17 protein-coding genes are annotated in these 20,116 nt (G+C 54.4%); 9 read left to right on the forward strand and 8 right to left on the reverse strand.

The window, feature by feature from the left end:
* Window positions 1-146: 146 nt before the first annotated feature.
* Entirely contained in the window at window positions 147-1,844 is a 1,698-nt protein-coding gene (locus tag L2097_RS06740; RefSeq protein ID WP_047370344.1) for an NAD-dependent malic enzyme, read from the forward strand.
* A 102-nt stretch (window positions 1,845-1,946) separates the two neighbouring features.
* Here the strand turns inward: L2097_RS06740 and L2097_RS06745 are convergent, their stop codons facing one another.
* Window positions 1,947-3,350: a glutamine synthetase family protein gene (locus tag L2097_RS06745; protein WP_250352433.1), complete on the reverse strand. Its 1,404-nt coding sequence runs from the start codon at window positions 3,348-3,350 to the stop codon at window positions 1,947-1,949.
* Window positions 3,351-3,726: 376 nt separating this feature from the next.
* Here L2097_RS06745 and L2097_RS06750 point away from each other — a divergent pair, with 376 nt between their 5' ends.
* Window positions 3,727-5,442 (forward strand): ABC-F family ATP-binding cassette domain-containing protein, encoded by a 1,716-nt coding sequence (locus L2097_RS06750; protein WP_250352434.1) that lies wholly within the window; start codon window positions 3,727-3,729, stop codon window positions 5,440-5,442.
* A 182-nt stretch (window positions 5,443-5,624) separates the two neighbouring features.
* On the forward strand, window positions 5,625-6,062 hold the full coding sequence (locus L2097_RS06755) for a VOC family protein (protein ID WP_250352435.1): 438 nt from the start codon (window positions 5,625-5,627) through the stop codon (window positions 6,060-6,062).
* Window positions 6,063-6,103: 41 nt separating this feature from the next.
* Here the strand turns inward: L2097_RS06755 and araJ are convergent, their stop codons facing one another.
* Window positions 6,104-7,279: an MFS transporter AraJ gene (gene araJ, locus L2097_RS06760; protein WP_229220509.1), complete on the reverse strand. Its 1,176-nt coding sequence runs from the start codon at window positions 7,277-7,279 to the stop codon at window positions 6,104-6,106.
* Window positions 7,280-7,524: 245 nt separating this feature from the next.
* Here araJ and ppk2 point away from each other — a divergent pair, with 245 nt between their 5' ends.
* Window positions 7,525-8,343, forward strand: coding sequence for a polyphosphate kinase 2 (gene ppk2 / locus L2097_RS06765; RefSeq protein ID WP_047370349.1), 819 nt, complete (start codon window positions 7,525-7,527; stop codon window positions 8,341-8,343).
* Between the two features lie 33 nt (window positions 8,344-8,376).
* Window positions 8,377-8,565 carry a CcdB family protein gene (locus L2097_RS06770; protein WP_250353139.1) on the forward strand — a complete coding sequence of 63 codons (189 nt, stop codon included), beginning with the start codon at window positions 8,377-8,379 and terminating at the stop codon, window positions 8,563-8,565.
* A gap of 90 nt (window positions 8,566-8,655) precedes the next feature.
* Here L2097_RS06770 and fdnI read toward each other — a convergent pair whose 3' ends face one another.
* The 3 genes from fdnI to fdnG are packed head-to-tail and all read right to left on the reverse strand — an operon-like array spanning window position 8,656 to window position 13,248.
* A complete protein-coding gene (gene fdnI, locus L2097_RS06775; RefSeq protein WP_250352436.1) occupies window positions 8,656-9,312 on the reverse strand; it encodes a formate dehydrogenase-N subunit gamma in 657 nt (218 codons plus the stop codon).
* The gene (gene fdxH / locus L2097_RS06780; protein ID WP_250352437.1) at window positions 9,305-10,189 is read right to left on the reverse strand and encodes a formate dehydrogenase subunit beta; all 885 of its coding nucleotides are present in this window, start codon (window positions 10,187-10,189) and stop codon (window positions 9,305-9,307) included. Before fdxH ends, fdnI begins: the two co-directional genes overlap by 8 nt.
* Before the next feature lie 11 nt (window positions 10,190-10,200).
* Window positions 10,201-13,248: a formate dehydrogenase-N subunit alpha gene (fdnG, locus tag L2097_RS06785; protein ID WP_250352438.1), complete on the reverse strand. Its 3,048-nt coding sequence runs from the start codon at window positions 13,246-13,248 to the stop codon at window positions 10,201-10,203.
* 223 nt (window positions 13,249-13,471) lie between these two features.
* Between fdnG and yddG the strand changes: the two genes are divergently transcribed.
* The 3 genes from yddG (at window position 13,472) to L2097_RS06800 (ending at window position 15,341) form a co-directional block, all read left to right on the forward strand.
* Window positions 13,472-14,353 (forward strand): aromatic amino acid DMT transporter YddG, encoded by an 882-nt coding sequence (gene yddG, locus L2097_RS06790; protein WP_047370354.1) that lies wholly within the window; start codon window positions 13,472-13,474, stop codon window positions 14,351-14,353.
* 65 nt (window positions 14,354-14,418) lie between these two features.
* The gene (locus L2097_RS06795) at window positions 14,419-14,865 is read left to right on the forward strand and encodes an Xre family toxin-antitoxin system antitoxin (RefSeq protein WP_229220514.1); all 447 of its coding nucleotides are present in this window, start codon (window positions 14,419-14,421) and stop codon (window positions 14,863-14,865) included.
* The gene (locus L2097_RS06800) at window positions 14,865-15,341 is read left to right on the forward strand and encodes an RES family NAD+ phosphorylase (protein WP_250352439.1); all 477 of its coding nucleotides are present in this window, start codon (window positions 14,865-14,867) and stop codon (window positions 15,339-15,341) included. Before L2097_RS06795 ends, L2097_RS06800 begins: the two co-directional genes overlap by 1 nt.
* Here the strand turns inward: L2097_RS06800 and L2097_RS06805 are convergent.
* Window positions 15,325-16,827, reverse strand: a complete 1,503-nt coding sequence (locus L2097_RS06805) for an MFS transporter (RefSeq protein ID WP_250352440.1) — start codon at window positions 16,825-16,827, stop codon at window positions 15,325-15,327. The two genes, L2097_RS06800 and L2097_RS06805, sit on opposite strands and share 17 nt — an antisense overlap.
* A gap of 112 nt (window positions 16,828-16,939) precedes the next feature.
* On the opposite strand from L2097_RS06805, the gene L2097_RS06810 reads away from it, so the two are divergent.
* Complete coding sequence (locus tag L2097_RS06810) at window positions 16,940-17,530, forward strand: TetR family transcriptional regulator (protein ID WP_047370358.1); 591 nt, start codon at window positions 16,940-16,942, stop codon at window positions 17,528-17,530.
* Here L2097_RS06810 and L2097_RS06815 read toward each other — a convergent pair.
* Window positions 17,512-18,354: an arylamine N-acetyltransferase gene (locus L2097_RS06815; RefSeq protein ID WP_229220517.1), complete on the reverse strand. Its 843-nt coding sequence runs from the start codon at window positions 18,352-18,354 to the stop codon at window positions 17,512-17,514. The two genes, L2097_RS06810 and L2097_RS06815, sit on opposite strands and share 19 nt — an antisense overlap.
* Window positions 18,355-18,429: 75 nt before the next feature.
* On the reverse strand, window positions 18,430-20,085 hold the full coding sequence (locus L2097_RS06820; RefSeq protein WP_250352441.1) for an ABC transporter permease: 1,656 nt from the start codon (window positions 20,083-20,085) through the stop codon (window positions 18,430-18,432).
* Between the last annotated feature and the right edge of the window lie 31 nt (window positions 20,086-20,116).

Below are 20,116 nucleotides of genomic sequence, written 5' to 3' on the forward strand. Positions count from 1 at the left end.
GGGGTGGCATTGTGCTTCGTAAAATTCATCCTCCAAATCACGCGAACAAGAAGTATTTACCATATCTATGCTTTATACTGACGCGCGCCGCTGTACCCGCCGCGAGCAGGCATTCGCGCCGGAATCGTCGACTTAGGAGTTGTAAAATGCATACGAAGCATAATAAAAACCGTTCGCTGTATATTCCTTATGCCGGGCCTGTATTACTTGAGTTTCCCTTACTCAATAAAGGCAGCGCATTTAGCGTAGAAGAGAGAAGTCACTTCAACCTGCTGGGGCTGTTGCCAGCCGTGGTGGAAACCATTGAAGAACAGGCTGAACGCGCCTGGTTACAGTACCAGGGCTTTAAGACGGATATCGACAAGCATATTTACCTGCGTAATATCCAGGATACCAACGAAACCCTCTTTTATCGTCTGGTCGAAAATCATCTTGATGAGATGATGCCGGTCATCTATACCCCTACCGTGGGCTGGGCGTGCGAGCGTTTCTCTGAAATCTATCGTCGCGCGCGCGGCGTGTTTATCTCCTGGCAAGACCGCGGCAGTATGGATGACATACTGCAAAATGTGCCTAACCATAACATCAAAGTGATTGTGGTCACTGACGGCGAGCGTATTCTCGGCCTCGGTGACCAGGGCATCGGCGGGATGGGGATTCCTATCGGTAAACTCTCCCTCTATACCTCTTGCGGTGGTATCAGTCCGGCCTACACCCTGCCGGTGGTTCTGGATGTCGGTACTAACAATCAGCAGTTGCTCAACGATCCGCTGTATATGGGGTCGCGCCATCCGCGCATTACCGGCGACGACTACACCGCGTTTGTCGATGAGTTTATTCAGGCGGTAAAACATCGCTGGCCGAATGTGCTGTTGCAATTCGAAGATTTTGCCCAGAAGAACGCGATGCCGTTGCTTAATCGCTACCGCGACGAAATCTGCTGCTTCAATGATGATATTCAGGGAACCGCCGCCGTGACGGTAGGGACACTGATCGCCGCCAGCCGCGCGGCGGGCAGCCAGCTCAGCAACCAGAAGATTGTCTTCCTCGGCGCGGGTTCTGCCGGATGCGGGATTGCCGAGCAAATTATTGCCCAGACCCAGCGTGAAGGGTTAAGCGAAGCCGATGCTCGTCAGAAAGTCTATATGGTGGATCGCTTTGGCCTGCTTACTGACCAGATGCCGAACCTGCTGCCGTTCCAGAACAAGCTGGTACAAAAGCGCGAAAATCTGCAGAACTGGGACGCCCAGACCGAGGCACTGTCGCTGCTTGACGTTGTGCGTAACGTAAAACCGGACATTCTGATTGGTGTTTCTGGTCAGCCGGGGCTGTTTACAGAAGAGATCATCCGTGAGATGCACAAGCATTGCCCGCGCCCGATCGTCATGCCGTTGTCAAACCCAACCTCACGCGTCGAAGCAACGCCGCAGGATATTATCAGTTGGACGAACGGTATGGCGCTGGTCGCGACGGGGAGTCCATTCACACCGGTGACCTGGAATGAGAAAACCTGGCCCATTGCGCAGTGCAATAACTCCTATATCTTCCCGGGGATTGGTCTGGGAGTGATTGCTTGCGGCGCATCGCGTATTACTGACGATATGCTGATGTCGGCCAGCGAAACACTGGCGAAGTACTCTCCGCTGGTGATTAACGGCGAAGGGTTGGTCTTACCGGAGCTGAAAGACATCCATACCGTTTCCCGCGCGATTGCCTTCGCGGTGGCAAAAGTCGCCCAACAACAAGGTGTTGCCGTGAAAACGTCCGAAGAAGCGCTATTGCAGGCGATTGACGATAACTTCTGGTTGCCGGAGTATCGCAACTATCGTCGGACCTCTATCTAATCGCAAACCCGGCCGCGCGATGTTGCCGGGTTTTCTTCTCTCTTGCCCGCCGCTATTTTTGTCTTTTCCCGTCAGGCATCCTCACCACAGCAGGCTGATTCATCACGGGAAATGCGTTTCTTCGGCCGTCACAATACCTTCGAAAGCGCTTAATTCCATCAATCGGCTTTGGATCCAGTAACGGGAAAATTCGCTACCCAGCGCCGCTTTGAGGTAGTCGCATTCGCCGAAGACAGTGAGAGCGTCCTGTTGAAAAAGCGGTAACGCTGGCGCAGTAGCGAGTATATCCGGCAACGCGTGGTCATTTACCTGCTCCAGGCCATACAACATGCCAGTCAGTATGGTCGCCATGACCAGATAAGGATTGGCATCGGCGCCAGCCAGGCGGTATTCAATACGTCGATTCGCTTTATCTGAACAGGGTATGCGCAAGGCAGCCGAGCGTTTGTTAAAGCCCCAGGCATTGAATATTGGCGTATCGATACGCTTGCGCAATCGCCTGAACCCATTGACTCCCGGTGCCATGATGGCTAACGACGCAGGCATAAGCCGAAGCAATCCGGCCAGGCACAGACGGGTCATCTCATTCAATTCACCTTCATCGGCAGAAAAGATATTTTCGCCATGGATAGTGTTAAGACTGATATGAAAATGCAAGCCATTGCCCGCGAGCGCAGAAAAGGGCTTCGCCATGAAATTCGCCTGCAAGCCAAATTTTTCCGCCACAGCAGCGGTTAATTTGCGCAGTGCCAGCACGTTTTCGCACAGGGCCACCACATCGCGGGAATGGTGCAAATTCAGTTCAAACTGCCCAGGCTCTGCCTCACAGACAATGCCGGACAACGGCAAGTTTTGTGCGGCGGCCATGGTTTCCAGTTCTTCAACAAAGGCTGTCTTTGCGGCCGACAGCGATAAATGAAAACACCCGGCGTCTTGCTGATGCTGCTGTTGTGGATCGATAAGATAAAATTCGATTTCCGGCGCGATGACAGGATATAAACCGTGGTAATGAAATTTCGCCAACACTTTTTCGAGAATATAGCGCGGATCGTACTCAAAACCGTCACCGTCAGGATTACGCATCATCAGTAATAATTGTGCATGATGCCGGGGGTCCTGAGCGCAGGGACGCAATGTTCCGGGAACGGGCATACAGAGATTATCGGGCTCGTCGTCTGCATTGTCATTTTCACAACGGCTGACGACATTGCCTTTTTTATCCATGGTATACACCGACTGCGGGAAATAACATCCCCGTGCCAGTGCATCTAATGCGCCGATGGCGATGCGCTTACCGCGAAATATACCGTGGGTATCGGTCAGATAAATATCAACGTGGCGGGTATCCGGATAGCGCGCCAGATAATGGTGAACTTCTTTCGCAAATTCACTTTCGCTCCTCTTCTTTGCGCTTTCCATGAGGGTAACAACCGGAGAGGGTGATGCCGTAAACGGGAAAAGAGCGCGCATATTTTTCAGTGAGGTAATATTCATCAGTGAGTTCATGGGTTTCTTTCATTCGGGCCTCGCGGCGATGAAACCAGCATAAAATAAGCAGTATAAAGAGCCTGTAAAAAGGGAAATAACGGGCATAAAAAAAGTGTAAATCTCGCCGGTATTGACACTGGCATCCTCTGTAAAACCTCGCTACACTGCCGCTACCCATTAACTGGATAAATAAAAGGAGGATAATTATGTCGTACTGTGAACGTTTTCTCGTTTCACATGCCTTTGGTGATCGCACCAGCTCAAGCGTTATCGGTATCGTGCTGCGATAACTTCGGCTTGAGCGAAGCTAACTAAACCCCTTCCTCGGGCTTACCGGGTTATCGTCAGCGATGTTTGACGAGGCATATCTATGCCTGTAACTCTTGAGTAAGCAATGAGCACATTACTGTCTGCACAATCATTACGTGTTGAAACGGCATTTGGTCCGTTATTTTCTGATATCTCCTTTACCCTAAAACAAGGCGACCGTCTGGCTCTCATTGGCGACAACGGCTGCGGCAAAAGTACGCTATTGAAAGTCCTTGATGGCACCGTTTTGCCCTCTGCGGGCAGCGTTTCTGTGGCTAATCACTGTCTGATGGCGCGCGTTGAGCAACATCTGCCTGACACGCTATTGGATCTCACCCTGCTCGACGCGGTGCTTGCCCGACTCGCGCCGGGTGAACGTGACGCTCAACGCTGGCGTGCAGAGGCGTTGTTAGCCGGGATGGGACTGAGTGAACACGAGATAGCCTTACCTGCGGCAACCCTCAGTGGCGGGCAACATACCCGGCTATTACTGGCCCGGGCGTTGATCACTGATCCTGATTTATTACTGCTGGATGAGCCCAGTAACCATCTCGATCTGCCGACCATGCTCTGGCTGGAGCGATTCCTGCAACGCTGGTCTGGCAGCTTTGTGCTGGTTTCTCACGACCGGGCGTTGCTGGATGCGGTGACCAATGGCACCTGGATCCTGCGCGATAATCGGCTGCATTACTTCGCACTTCCCTGCTCTGCCGCGCGTCAGGCGCTGGAGGAGCGAGATGCCAGCGATGCATTGCGCCACAAAGCAGAGCAAAAAGAGATAGACCGGGTAACCAGCAGTGCCAAACGGCTGGCGACCTGGGGGCGGGTCTATGACAATGAGGATCTGTCGCGCAAAGCAAAGCAAATGGAAAAGCAGGTAGAACGTCTGAAAGAGAGCCAGACGCAACTGACGGCAGGCAGTCTGTGGCGTTTAACCCTCAAGGGCGAACCGCTGATTGCCGACCGTTTGCTGGCGATGGAAAATCTCCCTGTCAGCGCCGCGCCGGGTTTGCCACCGCTCTTTTCCGTGCCGCTGGCGCGGGTGAAAACCGGCGATCGGATTGCCATTATCGGGCAAAACGGTTGCGGGAAGTCCTCTCTATTACGGCTTATCTGGCGCCAGTTGGCCAGTGATATCGCCGCGCCAGGGATGGCAGTTCATCCACGTCTGCACGCCGGGTACTATGACCAGACGCTGGAGCAACTGCCCGATGGCGCGACGCTTCTGGACGCGCTGGAGCCGTTCGCACCGTCGGCGGAACTGCGCAAAATGACATTAATCAGCGCCGGGTTTGCCTGGGTTCGTCACGGGCAAAAAGTGGCAACACTCAGCGGCGGCGAACGCTCCCGGCTGCTGTTTGTTGGCCTGTCGCTGGCGCGCTACAACCTGCTGATGCTTGATGAACCGACTAACCATCTCGATATGAGCGGTAAAGAGGCACTGATGCAGACGCTGCAACAGTTCTCAGGCGGCGTACTGCTGGTCAGCCATGACCGGGAGCTGATTAGTCACAGTTGTAACCGCTTCTGGCTGGTTGAACAGGGTCAGTTTAGCGAGTGGCACGACGTTGAGGCGGTCTACGAACGTCTGCGTCAGGAACAACAAATGACTGAGACGCCGGTGACGGCAACAGCGACATCAACGGTGCGGGTCGATGAAACCGACGCGTTACTGGAGCAGTTGATTGCGCTGGAAACCCGTCTTGAGCAGGATTTGGCGCGCAAACCCGCGCATCAAAAACCGTTGCTCCAGGCGCAGTGGCGAGAGGAGATTGCCAGAATCAACCGGTTACTGATGTAAAACACCTACGTAAAACAGGCGCTTTATGCGCCTGTTTTTTCTCGTGGCGGCTGATGTGTTATCTCTTGTAAAAAACAACGTAAGTGCTAAAGATGTCCCCGCATAACGGCAGATTGCTTTTTACATGCCATTATACGTGCGTTGTCATGATTTTTTCGCATACCGACTGAGGTGCAACAGATATGGATATTTCGACCCGTGGCCTGGATGTGTTGTTTATTGCAGGTTTTGGCCCTGTCCCACGTAATGTGGGCGACAGTAAAGCACTTTATCAGGAGACGTTAGGTCTTCCCATTAAGCCCATGGCGGGCAATGAAGATTACCTGTTAGCCGAACATGGAGCGCTTGACGGCGTCAAACATTTTGCGCTCTGGCCGCTACACCAGGCGGCACAGTCCTGCTTTGGCACAGCAGTATGGCCTGCTGATATTCCGGCGCCGCAAAGCTGGATTGAGTTCGAAGTCGCCGATCTCGACAGTGCAACCCGTGTCCTGCGCGACAAAGGTTACGCCCTGCTCGTAGAAAACCGTCTTGAGCCCTGGGGGCAGAGCATCACTCGCTTTCTCAGCCCGGAAGGCATGCTGGTTGGCTTAAGTATGACGCCGTGGCTCCGTAATTAATGGCTGATGTTACGAGAAACGCTCCATAGGGAGCGTTTTTTTCAGGCCAGTGCGTCAACGTCAGCGCGTATCCGCTTCGCCTTCAGGTGCCCGTACATCAGCAGTGCCGACATTGCGGAGAACGATAGGACAGCTGCGGGCAGCGTAACGTAATCCCAGCTCAGACCGAGCGTAATCATCAGACCGCCAAAATAAGCCCCGATAGCGCTGCCGAGATTAAAGGCAATCTGCCCTCCCGCCGCGCCCAGCAACTCACCGCCTTTGGCATTCTGTAATAGCAGTATTTGCAACGGTGCCGCCAGAGCGAACAGACCCGCGCAGCAGATAAAGCCCATCGTTAAAGAAGCAATTTTGTTTTCACCGAAGGCAAACAGCAGAAGCAGAGACAGCACAATCACCAGATCCGTGGTCGCCGCAATACGCAGTGGGCTATAACGCCCCGACAATCTGCCGCTCAACAAATTGCCCAATACCATTCCCAGCCCCATCAGCATCATGATAATCGTCATGAAGATCTCAGAGAAGCCGGAAACATTCAGCATAAATGGCTTCACAAAACTGAACCAGGCGAAGACGCCCGCGTTGCCAAACATGGTAGCGGCGAAGATAAACCATGGCTCCGGCTTTTTCAGAAAGCGAAATTGCTCGGTGAAGCGGGTCTCAGCTTTATCAAAGAGTTGAGGTACCCAGAGCAGAATCGAAACGAGTACCAATAAATTAAACAGCGCAATCAGCATAAAGGTGTAGCGCCAGCTAAAGGCATGACCAAGCCAGGTTCCCAGCGGTACGCCCGCAAGATTCGCTACCGTCATCCCGGCGACCATACCCGCGACGGCCAACGTCACTTTTCCCGGTGGCGCGATTTTAGACAAAATAATCGCCCCGACGCCGAAGAACGCGCCGTGAGGGAATCCCGACACCAGCCTGCCGATCGCGAGCATGGTATATGACGATGAAAAGGTAAAAATCGTATTTCCCACTGCGCACATGGCGACCAGGAACAACAGGATTGTTTTTAAAGAAAAACGGCTGGAGAACACGGCAATAATCGGCGCGCCGATCACCACGCCGAAAGCATAAAAGGAGATCATATTGCCTGCCGACGGAATGGAGATCCCCACATCCTTCGCCAGTTCGGTCAGCACACCCATGATGCCAAATTCCGCCATGCCGAGGCCAAACGTGCCCAGCGCTAACGAAAAAATCGTCTTTTTCATACCACAACCACATGTTAATAGAATGCAACAAGCATTATCGACCATTCGTTAAGTGTGAACCAGCTCAAACTCTCTCGCTGGCATATTCATCCATACATTCAGTTCAGGCTGTGAATGTTTTCGCACCTGAGGCGCTATATCGGAAGTCCCTGAAATACAATGACACGAGTATTTTTCGCGCATGCCTGTAGCCGACATTACACTTCTTAAGCGTCCCGTTATTTATTTGAAAGAGGAAGAGAGTCATGGGAAAAAAGAAAAATACCAGCACCATCGCTGATGCACCTCCTGCGGCGCCGCTTAAAAACAAGGAATATGAAAAAGAGTTACGGCGCCTTCACGTTGAACTGGTGAAACTTCAGCGCTGGGTCGTCAGCAAAGGGCTCAAAGTCTGCATCGTCTTTGAGGGCCGTGATGGCGCGGGTAAAGGCGGCACCATCAAAGCGATTACCGAACGCGTCAGTCCGCGCATCTTCCGCGTTGTCGCCCTGCCTGCCCCAACCGAGCGCGAAAAAAGCCAGCTTTACCTGCAGCGCTACCTTCCACACCTGCCCGCCGCTGGCGAAATTGTTATCTTTGACCGTAGCTGGTACAACCGCGCCGGGGTTGAGCGGGTGATGGGTTTTTGCACAATGGAACAAGTGGACAAATTTCTGGAAAGCGTCCCGATGATGGAACGCGCCATGGTAGAGTCCGGCATTATCTTATTGAAATACTGGCTTGAAGTGACGCCGCAAGAGCAAGAACGCCGCCTGCGCGACCGCGTAAACGATGGCCGCAAGACCTGGAAGCTGTCTCCCATGGATATCAAATCCTTCGACCGCTGGGATGATTACACCGTTGCGCGAGACGCAATGTTCGAAGCCTCCGACACCTCATGGGCGCCCTGGTTTGTCGCCCGCTCCGAGGACAAAAAACGCGTACGGCTAAATATCATTACCCACCTGCTAACGCAGATCCCTTACGAGGATATTCCGGACGATCCCGTGGAGTTCCCGAAACGCAAAATAGGTAAAGTTAAACCCACCCATTATCCGTTTCGTATTATTCCCGAACCGTTCTGAATAATTGTTTTGCTGCATCGGTTATCACTGCCAATGCGGTTGCCTTTATTACATGTGGCTACACCATTAGTGAATATTGATTTTCAGACGTTATTTCTTAATACGCCTGGAATAACAAGTGTGGATAAAAAGAAATTAAGCAATAGATGTTTTGTATGTAATCTGAGCAGTGCACGATCACGGGTCATTGGAGCTATTGATGCGTTAGTGACGAATACGTAACTCTCTCTACCTCCACCTTACCCAGCCTGACGCCTGTAAACACGCCAGGCCGGGTAAGCGGGCAACTACCGTCTGCATAAGAACCGAACGCTACCTCAGCCCGTGCATGCTCTCTTCTTTGGCTTCCTGTCTTTCGACTTCACGGTACCAGCGCGGATGATGTTTGCGTGCCCAGCGGCGGCTCACCTTCCCTTCGATCATCCCCTTAATCGAGCCTTTCACCCAGAACGCCATATACATATGAATCAGGATGGCATGGAGAAGGATAATCGCAGAGGTTGCGTGAATCAGCAGGCTGTAGCGGATCACCTGTATCGGGAAATACTGAGCAAACCAGGGGCGCCAGATAATGATGCCGGATACAAGTAAAACAAAAATCATACTCATGATGGTCCAGAACATCATCTTTTGCCCGGCGTTATATTTACCGACCTTCGCCACCTTGTGCTCGTTGCCTTTCAGGACTTCCACAATCCCTTTTAGCCAGGGAATATCCTGCCTGTCCGGAATGTTGTGATGCACAAAGCGCACAAACATCACCATCAGGATCAGAAAGACCGCCACGCCAAAGAACGGATGCATAATGCGCCCCATCTGCGGCGTACCGAAGGTCTCCGTCAGCCATTGCAGCGTCGGGAAAAAGAAAGAAATCCCCGACAGCGACACCAGGAAAAAGAAAATCACCATCGTCCAGTGACAGGCGCGGTCGATAAACTTAGTGCGCACGATCATTTTCGAATCACTCATGGTGTTCCTCCTTATCGTTATCCACTTCTTTGTTTGGCCCAATGCCGATGTAGTGGTAAACCAGCCCGGCAAACGAGGCGATAAAACCAGCGGCTGCAAGCGGCTTCAGCGCCCCTTTCCACAGGCTGATTGACGTATCGATGGCCGGGTCCTTCGGCAGGTTGTGGTACAACTCCGGCTGATCATTGTGGTGCAGCACGTACATCACATGCGTGCCGCCCACCCCTTGCGGGTTGTAAATCCCTGCGCGGTCATAACCACGTGCTTTCAGCTTATCGACGCGCTCCTGTGCCACATCCAGCATTTCTTTTTTGGTACCAAAATGAATGGCACCGGTCGGGCAGGTTTTCACGCAGGCTGGCTCCTGGCCGACGCTCACGCGATCCACACACAGGGTGCATTTATAGACCCGGTTATCCTCTTTATTGAGGCGCGGGATGTTAAACGGACACCCGGCGATGCAGTATCCGCAGCCGATACAATTCTCCTGCTGGAAATCGACAATCCCATTGACGTACTGAATGATCGCCCCGGCGGACGGGCACGCCTTCAAACAGCCAGGATCCTCACAATGCATACAGCCATCTTTACGAATCAGCCACTCCAGCCTGCCGTTCTGTTCGGTTTCGCTAAAGCGCATCACAGTCCAGGATTTGGCACTCAAATCTGCCGGATTGTCGTACACTCCCACGCAATGCCCCACTTCGTCGCGGATATCATTCCACTCAGAACAGGCCACCTGGCAGGCTTTACAGCCCACGCAGGAGGAGACATCAATCAGCTTGGCGACTTCCTCTTTATAATCCCGCGCACGCGGCGCGGGGGTTATGGGATTGGTCGCGGAGCGCTTGAGAATGTCCTGTGTTTCCATTGTCATGTCATCGCTCCTTACGCTTTCTCGATGTTAACCAAAAACGCCTTGTACTCCGGCGTTTGCGAATTGGCATCGCCGACGTTGGGCGTCAGGGTATTGGCGATGTAGCCTTTCTGCGTTACACCTTCAAAGCCCCAGTGCAGCGGAATACCGACCGTTTCCACCTGCTGGCCGTTAACGTGTAGCGTTTGCAAGCGGCGGGTAACGACAGCCACCGCGCGAATAAAGCCACGCTTACTGCTCACCTTCACGCGGTCGCCGTTGGCAATGCCTTTGGCTTTCGCCAGAGTCTCGCTGATCTCGACAAACTGTTCCGGCTGGGCGATGGAATTCAGTCGCGCATGCTTGGTCCAGGTGTGGAAATGCTCCGTCAGGCGATAGGTGGTGCCGACGTATGGGAACTTGTCTTTCTTACCCAGACGCGCGGCATCGTCTTCATACAGACGCACGACCGGGCTGGAGACCACGTTCGGGTGCAGCGGGTTAGTGCCGAGCGGCGTTTCCATCGGCTCGTAGTGTTCAGGGAACGGTCCTTCTGCCAGCTTATCGAGGGCAAACAGACGCCCCAGCCCTTCCGGCTGCATGATGAACGGATGGGTCGCACTGCCCGGCGGAGCGGTAGTAAAGTCAGGGATATCGTTCCCCGCCCATTTGCTGCCGTTCCACTCGATCAGCATCCGTTTCGCATCCCAGGGCTTACCGTTGATATCTGCCGACGCGCGGTTGTAGAGCACACGGCGGTTCATCGGCCATGCCCAGGACCAGCCCAGCGTATTGCCAAGCCCTGACGGATCGGCATTATCACGGTTCGCCATCTGGTTGCCTTGCTCCGTCCAGCTACCGGCGTAAATCCAGCAGGAAGATGCCGTTGTTCCGTCGTCTCGCAACAGCGCAAAACTGCTCAGCAGCTGGCCTTTCTTCGCCAACAGATTACCGCTGGCATCGTAGAGATCCGCCAGCGCAACGCCGTTATTCTCTTTCGCCACCTCTTCCGACTCTGGATGGTCAGGCTGCTTGTAATCCCAGCGCATTTTCAGCAGCGGCTCGGCACCATTGCCTCCTTCCGTGCGATACATCTCGCGCAGACGATGATAAATACCGGCCAGAATTTCACCGTCATTGCGTGCTTCACCCGGTGCATCCTGCCCCTTCCAGTGCCACTGCAGCCAGCGGCCGGAGTTGGCGATAGATCCATCCTCTTCGGCAAAACAGGTCGATGGCAGACGGAAAACTTCGGTCTGAATGGCTGCCGGATCGACATCATTCATCTCGCCGTGGTTCTGCCAGAAATTGGCGGTTTCCGTGACCAGGGGATCGATAACCACCATGTATTTCAGCTTACTCAGGCTGCGGACAACTTTGTTTTTGTCCGGGAAGGAGGCAACCGGATTAAAGCCCTGACAGAGGTAGCCTGTGACATTACCTTTATCCATCATATTGAAATATTTGATAACGTCGTATGCCTGATCCCATTTCGGCAGCCAGTCGAAGCCCCAGTTGTTCTCCTTCTGCGCCGCATCGCCATAGAAGGATTTCATCAGGCTGACGAAAAACTTCGGATAGTTGCCCCAATAGTTAACCTGATCGGGCAACATGGCTTTCGGTGTATTTGCCGTCAGGTAGTGTTGCAGATCCGCCTGTTTTTCTGACGGCAGCGTCAGGTAACCCGGCAGGCTGGTCGACAACAGACCCAGATCCGTCAGCCCCTGAATATTGGAGTGACCACGCAGCGCGTTCACGCCGCCGCCGGCCATCCCCATGTTGCCGAGCAGCAACTGGATCATCGCCATGGTGCGGATGTTCTGCGCGCCTACGGTGTGTTGTGTCCAGCCCAGCGCATACAGGAAGGTGGTGGTTCTGTCCGCGGCACTGGTCGATGCCAGCACGTCACACACTTTCAGGAAGTCGGCTTTCGGCGTCCCGCAGATATTCTCCACCACCTCCGGCGTATAGCGGGAGACGTGTTGTTTCAGCAGGTTCCACACGCAGCGCGGGTCGGTGAGCGTGTCGTCGCGTTTCGCATAGCCGTTTTCATCGAACTGATAGTTCCAGGAGGACTTATCGTACTGGCGTTTTTCCGCGTCGTAGCCGCTGAACAGCCCGTCTTCAAAGGCAAAGTCTTCCCGCACCAGCAGGCTGGCGTTGGTGTAATGCTTAACGTACTCAGCGTTAATTTTGTTGTTTTCAATCAGGTACAGCAGCACGCCGGAAAGGAACGTAATGTCCGTGCCGGAGCGGATTGGCGCATAGATATCGGCCACCGATGCCGTACGCGTAAAGCGCGGATCGACGACGATCAGCGTCGCATCGTTGTTATTTTTCGCTTCCATCGCCCAGCGGAATCCCACCGGATGGGCTTCGGCGGCGTTACCGCCCATCACCATCACGACGTTAGCGTTTTTAATATCAACCCAGTGGTTGGTCATCGCACCGCGACCAAATGTTGGAGCAAGACTTGCTACCGTTGGTCCGTGTCAGACGCGCGCCTGGTTATCTACTGCCAGCATGCCGAGCGAGCGCACAAATTTTTGCGTCAGCATGCCGGTCTCATTGCTGGCCGCGGAGGCGCATAGCATTCCGGTGGTGAGCCAGCGATTGACCGTCACCCCCCGGGCGTTCTTCTCAACGAAGTTGGCGTCTCGGTCGGCTTTCATTAGTTTTGCGATGCGATCGAAGGCATCGTTCCAGGAGATGCGCTGCCACTTGTCCGATCCTGGCGCACGATATTCCGGATAGCGCAACCTGTTATCACTGTGAACATAATCGAGCAGGCCCGCCCCTTTCGGACACAGCGCGCCGCGGCTGACCGGATGATCCGGGTCACCTTCGATGTGGTAAATCGATTCGCGGGCATTTTTCGCCCCATCGCCCAGGCTATACATTAATAGCCCGCAACCCACGGAGCAGTATGTGCAGGTATTTCGAACCTCTTTCGCACGCAGGAGCTTATAATTTCGCGCCTGTGCCAGTGCCGCTTTTGGGGTAAATCCCAACGCAGCAACGGTTGTCCCGGCCATACCACCCGCGCAGATTTTAAAAAACTGTCTGCGGCTAACGTCCATTGTGTTCCTCGTTATATGGATCTCTTTCAGCGCAAAAACTAACAGCAATATCCCTGTATAATTTGCGGCAAATCAATATCGCTATACACCAACTTCTTAATAGTCTTTTTCGGCGATTTTATTTACCCCAAAAGGATGAGGTTTCCTCGTGATTTATTAGTAGGCATCGTGCGTTAAGTGCTATAAATTCCCCCTTTGCCGTTTTTAAAAGGAATACAGCTGTATGAATAAGAAAAAAGCCACGTTGATCGGGCTGTTAGCCATCGTGTTGTGGAGTACGATGGTGGGCCTGATTCGCGCGGTCAGCGAAGGCCTGGGGCCGGTTGGCGGCGCGGCGATGATTTATACGCTCAGCGGCGTTTTACTTATTCTCACCGTCGGTTTTCCCGATATTCGCCGCTTTCCTCGCGGCTATTTACTGCCAGGCAGCGTTTTATTTGTCAGCTATGAACTTTGCCTCGCGCTGTCGCTGGGGTTTGCCGGAACCCGCCAGCAGGCGATTGAAGTCGGCATGGTTAACTATCTATGGCCAAGCTTCACCATATTATTTGCGATCCTGTTTAATGGTCAAAAAGCCACTCTGTGGGTAATTCCAGGACTCATTCTGGCGATAATCGGCGTAAGCTGGGTATTGGGCGGCGAACAGGGATTGAATATTCACGATATTACACAAAACATTCTCTCCAGCCCGTTAAGTTATTCTCTTGCTTTTGTCGGTGCTTTTATTTGGGCAGCTTACTGTACTGTTACCAGCAAATATGCCAAAGGTTCAAACGGCATTACGCTCTTTATTCTACTGACGGCGGCGACCTTATGGACAAAATTTGCCCTGACCGATCAACCGTCCATGCACTTTACACTTCCTGTGGTGATTAAACTGGGAGTCACTGCCATTGCGCTGGGCTTCGGTTATGCCGCCTGGAATACCGGGATTTTACACGGGCGCGTTGCCGTGCTGGCGGCAGCATCCTATTTTACACCGGTACTCTCCTCGGCGCTGGCGGCCGCCGTGCTGAGCGCCCCGCTGTCGTTTTCCTTTTGGCAGGGCGCGTTTATGGTCTGCGGCGGATCGCTGCTTTGTTGGTGGGCAACGCGACCGCAGTAGCGGTCATTGCGCCGCCTGTTCATTTGAACTAAAATTAATATCAAATGAACAGATGGAGCAGAATAATGCAACTCTATACACCAGAGGTCCGGGCTATCCCGCACGACCTGCTCAGCATCCTGGGGCTTCCCGCCACGGCGATTGCCGCTCATGACAGCATAAACGCCGGTCTGAGTGCCGGTGTGTTGCGTGATATCGCGGGCGCCGTCTCCCTTGATGAAGTCACGCTGTGCCGAATGGCCGGCATCGACCGCAATACCTATAGCCGCCGCCTTAACAGCGCGGAAAAACGCTTTTCACCAGAACAGAGCGCTCGTGTCTACACGCTGGCGCGGGTGATCAGTGCCGCTCGTGAGTTGTTTGAAGGTGACAGCGAACGCATGGCCAACTGGCTCAATAAACCCGCGAAAGGGCTTGGCGGTAAAAAACCCGCAGAGCTCCTCTCCACCCCTGCCGGTGCGGAAGCGGTACTGACGTTAATTGGTCGCCTTGAGCATGGTGTTATCAGCTAATGGAAAATGTCACCTTCTGGCGTCTGGTCAAAGAGCGCTATGCGCTGACCGCCTTCGACGGCTACGGCGCGCGTACCTTTGGCGGACGCTGGAATTCGCCGGGCCATGAATGCGTCTATCTGGGCGAATCAAAAGCCCTCTGCGTGCTGGAAACGCTGGTGCATCTTGAGATTGAAGATATCGCAAAGGGCTACCGTTTTTTAACCCTCGACGTACCGCGTAATCTTATCGCGACGCTGGATCTGTCCGCCCTGCCCGCAGACTGGAAAGCCGACCCGCCGCCTGTTTCAACACAACACATCGGCGATGAGTGGTTGGCGTCAACGAAAAATGGACTGGTACTGCGCGTCCCCAGCACCATCACCGGTGAATGGAACGCGCTGTTTAACCCTGAACACCCACAGGCGGCGAAAGTCCTTAAGAGCGTAAAGTCCGAACCTTTTATGCTCGATCCACGTCTTAGCCGCCCTTGCTAGCCTGTTTATCGACACCTTTGAGGCTCAGCCACACGCCGACCGCCAGCAGCATCAGCATCATGCCGGCGGCACTTAATGCCACGCTATGTGACGAGACGAACGCGGTTCTGGCCGCACATCTGATCCCCTGGGCCAGTGGTGATGAGACCTCTTGCGCCAACTGGAACGCCTCGCCAATAGAGGATGAAGCCAGCGCGGCCTGCGCGCCATTTAACCCGGCGGGTAGCGTAATTGAAGAGGAGAAGCTGCGGGTCAGAATCAGGCCAAACAGCGCGATGCCAAGCCCTGCCCCCAGTTCGTACGCCATGGTTTCGATTGCCCCTGCAGCGGCTGCTTTTTCTTTCGGGGCTGCCGCCATGATGGCCGCCGTGGAAGAGAGTAATGCGCTCGCCGCGCTAAAGCCCAGCAGCGCCATCAGGATCCAGGCCTGGGTTTGTTGGCTGGAAAAGTCCGTTACTGACAGGCCCAGAAAGCTAAAAGCACTCAGCGCCATGCCGCCGGATGCCACCTGGCGTAAGCCCAGACGGGAGACCAGTAGACCGGCTATCGGCCCGCTGAACCCGCTCGCCAGCATAACCGGCAGCATAAACAGCCCGGCTGCAAATGGCGTAAAGCCGTGAACAAACTGTAACTCCTGGGCCATCAGCAGCTCAAAACCTACCAGGGCAACCATCGCCGTCACGGCCATTAACACCCCGGTCAGAATGATGCGATGTGTAAACAGACGCAGATCGATCATCGGTACAGGTGCCGCAAGCTGCTGGCGTACAAATCCTGCCAGCAGTGTCGCACCCGTTAAGAACACCGCGATCACTCCCCATACGGCAACGCTGCCTTTGAGCGCCGTTTTGGCGCTCCATACCAGCATTAAAATGGCCGCAATCAGCATCACCGCCTGGTTGAGATTGAGCGGTTGCTGACGCCGTCCCTGTTGGCGAGGCACATAACGCGCGGTGAGTGCCATCACCAGCATTACAATCGGTACATTGACCAGAAATACCGCGCCCCAGTGGAAATGCGCCAGCAACCAGCCGCCAATCAGCGGGCCAAACGCAGCACCGCCGGAGCCCACCGCAGCCCAGACGCCAAGCGCCATATTTCGGTGTTCTGTTTGCGAAAATGTGTTGCGGATACCGGCAAGCGTCGCCGGAACAATCATCGCCGCGCCAATGGCGAGTATGGCACGCGAGGCAATCAACTGTTCGGCGCTGGCAGACATTGCCGCCAGAAAAGAGGCCAGCCCAAACAGCCCGCTTCCAGTAAGCAGTAAGCGTTTAAAACCGATGCGGTCTCCCAGCGCTCCCATGGGCAATACCATGCCCGCCATCACCAGGGAATAGATATCAATGATCCACAGTAACGCGTTACCGCTGGTTGCCAGTTCTGCGCTCAGCGTAGGCGATGCCACATGCAGGACGGTAGCATCAATAGCGACCGGAATATAAACCAGCACGATAATGACCAATGTTAACCACTGACGAATCATAACTTCCTCATAACCTATCCTGGACACGCGTCCAGAATGGCGATCCTACGGAAAGTTGAACAACTGTCCAGCTTTTTGTTAGACTCCGTTTCCTTCACGTTTAGGGGGATGTATGAGCTATTTGAGTCGGGATGAGCGCCGGGAATTAATCCTGAAAGCGGCGATGCGTGTTGCGCTAAGCGATGGGTTTGCCGGGATGACCGTGCGCAGGATAGCCAATGAAGCTGGCGTCGCGACGGGACAGGTGCATCACCATTTCAGCTCGGGAGCAGAGCTAAAAGCACAGGCATTCGTGCGAGTAATGGGCGAACTGCTGGATGTCGATGTGTTACCCGAATCCGCAAGCTGGCGCGAACGTTTACACGCCATGCTCGGCAGCAATGAAGACGGTTTCGACCCTTATATTCGTCTGTGGCGGGAAGCCCAGGTGCTGGCAAGCAAAGAACCTGAGTTAAAAGGCGCGTATGTGCTGACGATGGAAATGTGGCATGAAAAAGTGGTCGCTATCATTAATGCGGGCGTGACGGCGGGTGAATTTGTCCGTCATGATTCGACGGAAAACATTGCATGGCGCTTAATTGCCCTGGTCTGCGGGCTTGATGGCATCTACGTGCTTGGCATGCCAGATGTCGATGATGCGGCGTTTGACCGACATCTGGACGCCATGATTCATCGCGAGCTGTTTTACGCCCCTTCCCCGTGAAGATCGAAACGCGACATCAGGGTGTCGAGCGCCTCAACGCTGAAACCATAATGCGGGTCATCAGTACCCAGGCCGAATCGCTGCTGCATGATGTCGTACAATGCCTGGGTATCCGGTAAAGTCTTCTCCTCCACCGCATGCCCGTTCCGCCAGTGGGTAAAGTGATAGTTGGTCAGCGTCAGTTTTCCCCCGTCCGGCTGATGCAAACACATCAGCAAATGGTGGCGAAAGTGCGATTGCGGCCAGTGTGCTGAGTGAAAATTACCCATCACAAAGTCGGCCTGATATTGCTGGCCCATCTCGAATTGATAGAGAGACTGCCAGCGATCGTGATGACGAAATTGCAAAATCCAGTCCGGGCCGGCCTGTTGCAGGCGGTACAGGCCATGCGGCGTCTCCTGTTCACTCTCCGCCTTGAGGCGTACAGGCGCGGTGAGCGTTAGCCCGCCAAAGCCGACATCCGCAATCCACTGCTCATCGCCTAAGGTCACCAGCACTACGCGATGCGTGCGCGGTGGCATATGCGGCGGATTTGACAGCACCACGCGTCCCAGGAGGCTGCGAACTTCAAAGCCGATTTCGCGTAATACCCGCTCAAACAGGCCATTTTGCTCGAAGCAGTAGCCGCCACGACGGGCCACTACCAGTTTGTTAAAGATAGCCTCATCGCTCAGTTCGATTTCCCGAGGCAGTACGACCTCAATATTTTCAAATGGAATGCGGCTGTTATGCTGCAGATGCAAAGTACGCAATGTTTCAAGATTTACAGCGGGGACAGCGGTATAGCCAATACGGGCGAAATAGTCGTCCAAAAACGAGGTCATATGAAGCTCCTGCAATAGATGTCCTTCTGTTATATCGCATTTTTTTCAGGGCACAGGGAATTTTGTGCCCTGCATTTATCGTTGCGTGCTGCGCTGCATTATCGCCAGCGCGGTCAGCATCAATGCGAGCCCGGTAATGAGCGTCAGCGTCGCCATCGCCATGCCTTGTCCAACCGAACCCTGCTCAAATTGCCGCCAGATAAAGACGGCCACCGTTTGTGTTCCCGCCGGGGCCAGTAGCAGCGATGTCACCAGCTCGCGCGACGCGATAGCAAAGACCATCAGCATCGCCGCCAGCATGGCCGGAAAAACCAGTGGCAGAACAATATAACGCAACGCCTGTAGCGCACTGGCGCCGTGAACACGGGCGGCGGGTTCCAGATTCCCCCCTAGCTGACGCAGCGCACTCCCGACATAGCGAACCGGCCAGGGTAGCAGGAGGCAGCAGTACGAGAGCAGTAAAATAGCCCAGGTGTTATACGGCGAAACGGGCCAGAATGTACGGTTCCATAACAGAATCAGCCCCACCCCCACCACGATCCCCGGCAGCGCCGCTGGCATCAATGACAGTGCATCAATGACGCTTCGGCCCTGAATGCGTTGCACTACCACAAGCCAGGCGGCAAGCAACCCGACAACACCGGTGATTAATGCCGACGCAAAGGCCAGCGACAAACTGGTCCCCAGCGCCGCCAGGGCATCGCCCTGCTGAGCAAACAGCGCGGCATAATGGGCAGTCGTGGCATTTGCCAGCGATAATCTGCCTGACAGGGTCGACATGACCCCGGTGATCGCCATCGATAAGCCCGGCACCACCACTGCCAGAAAGCCGATAAATGCCATTGCAAGTACGACCGGCACGCCCGTAATACCGAGCTTCGCGCCGGTATTTTCCGCGGGTTTACCGGTCACGCTGGTGACATCCTTGCCACCGGTCAGTCTGCCCTGCAACCACCATGCGCTAAGCGCTATCGCGACCAGAATCAGCGACAGCATTGAGGCGCCCGGCAGGTCAATGGGCCAGTCAGCCAGTTTTTTCTCAATACCAACGGTCAACATCACCACGCCGGAACGGGCGCCCAGCGCGGCAGGGACGCCGTACTCTTCAATCGCCAGTGTAAAGGCCAGTAGCATGCCTGCCGCCAGCGAAGGCGACAACATCGGCAGCGTGATATGCCAAAAGGCGCGCGAGGGCGTAGCGCCGTGGACGCGGGCAACCAGCGCCAGGCGCTGTCCGCTGGCGAGCAGGCTACGGGATACGGCGAAGTAAACGACCGGGAAAATATTGAGCGTCATAACAAGCACGATCCCACTTTTGCTAAACAGCAATGCATTGAGATCGAATCCCAGCAACTGGGCTAAATACCCATTGGTTTGTAAAACCAGCATCCAGGAGAGCGCTGCAATATAGGGGGGCGTCAGAAATGGGATAAGAAACAACAAATCCCACAGCCGTGGACAGGGTAAATCGAACAGTCCACGCGCAACGCCCAGCGGCAGACCAATACAGGCGCTCAGCAGCGCAACGCCTGCGGCAATTTGCAGGGTTCCGGCAAACATCGCCGGGAGTTGAGCGTCGGAAAACAGCGGGCGTAACCCGGAAAAGGCGCCCTGAAGAGAGCCAGCGCTAAATTGCGGGAAAACGGCCTGCAGAACAATAAACAGCAATGGCAGCGCGACCAGAACCAGCAGAATGGCCACAGTCACAAGCGAGATTAATCGTTGGTTCACGGCGAGTATCCAGACGACGGGGTTGCCCCCG

It is taken from the genome of Citrobacter sp. MNAZ 1397, from assembly GCF_023613995.1.
In the GTDB taxonomy this organism is placed as follows: Bacteria; Pseudomonadota; Gammaproteobacteria; order Enterobacterales; family Enterobacteriaceae; genus Phytobacter; species Phytobacter ursingii.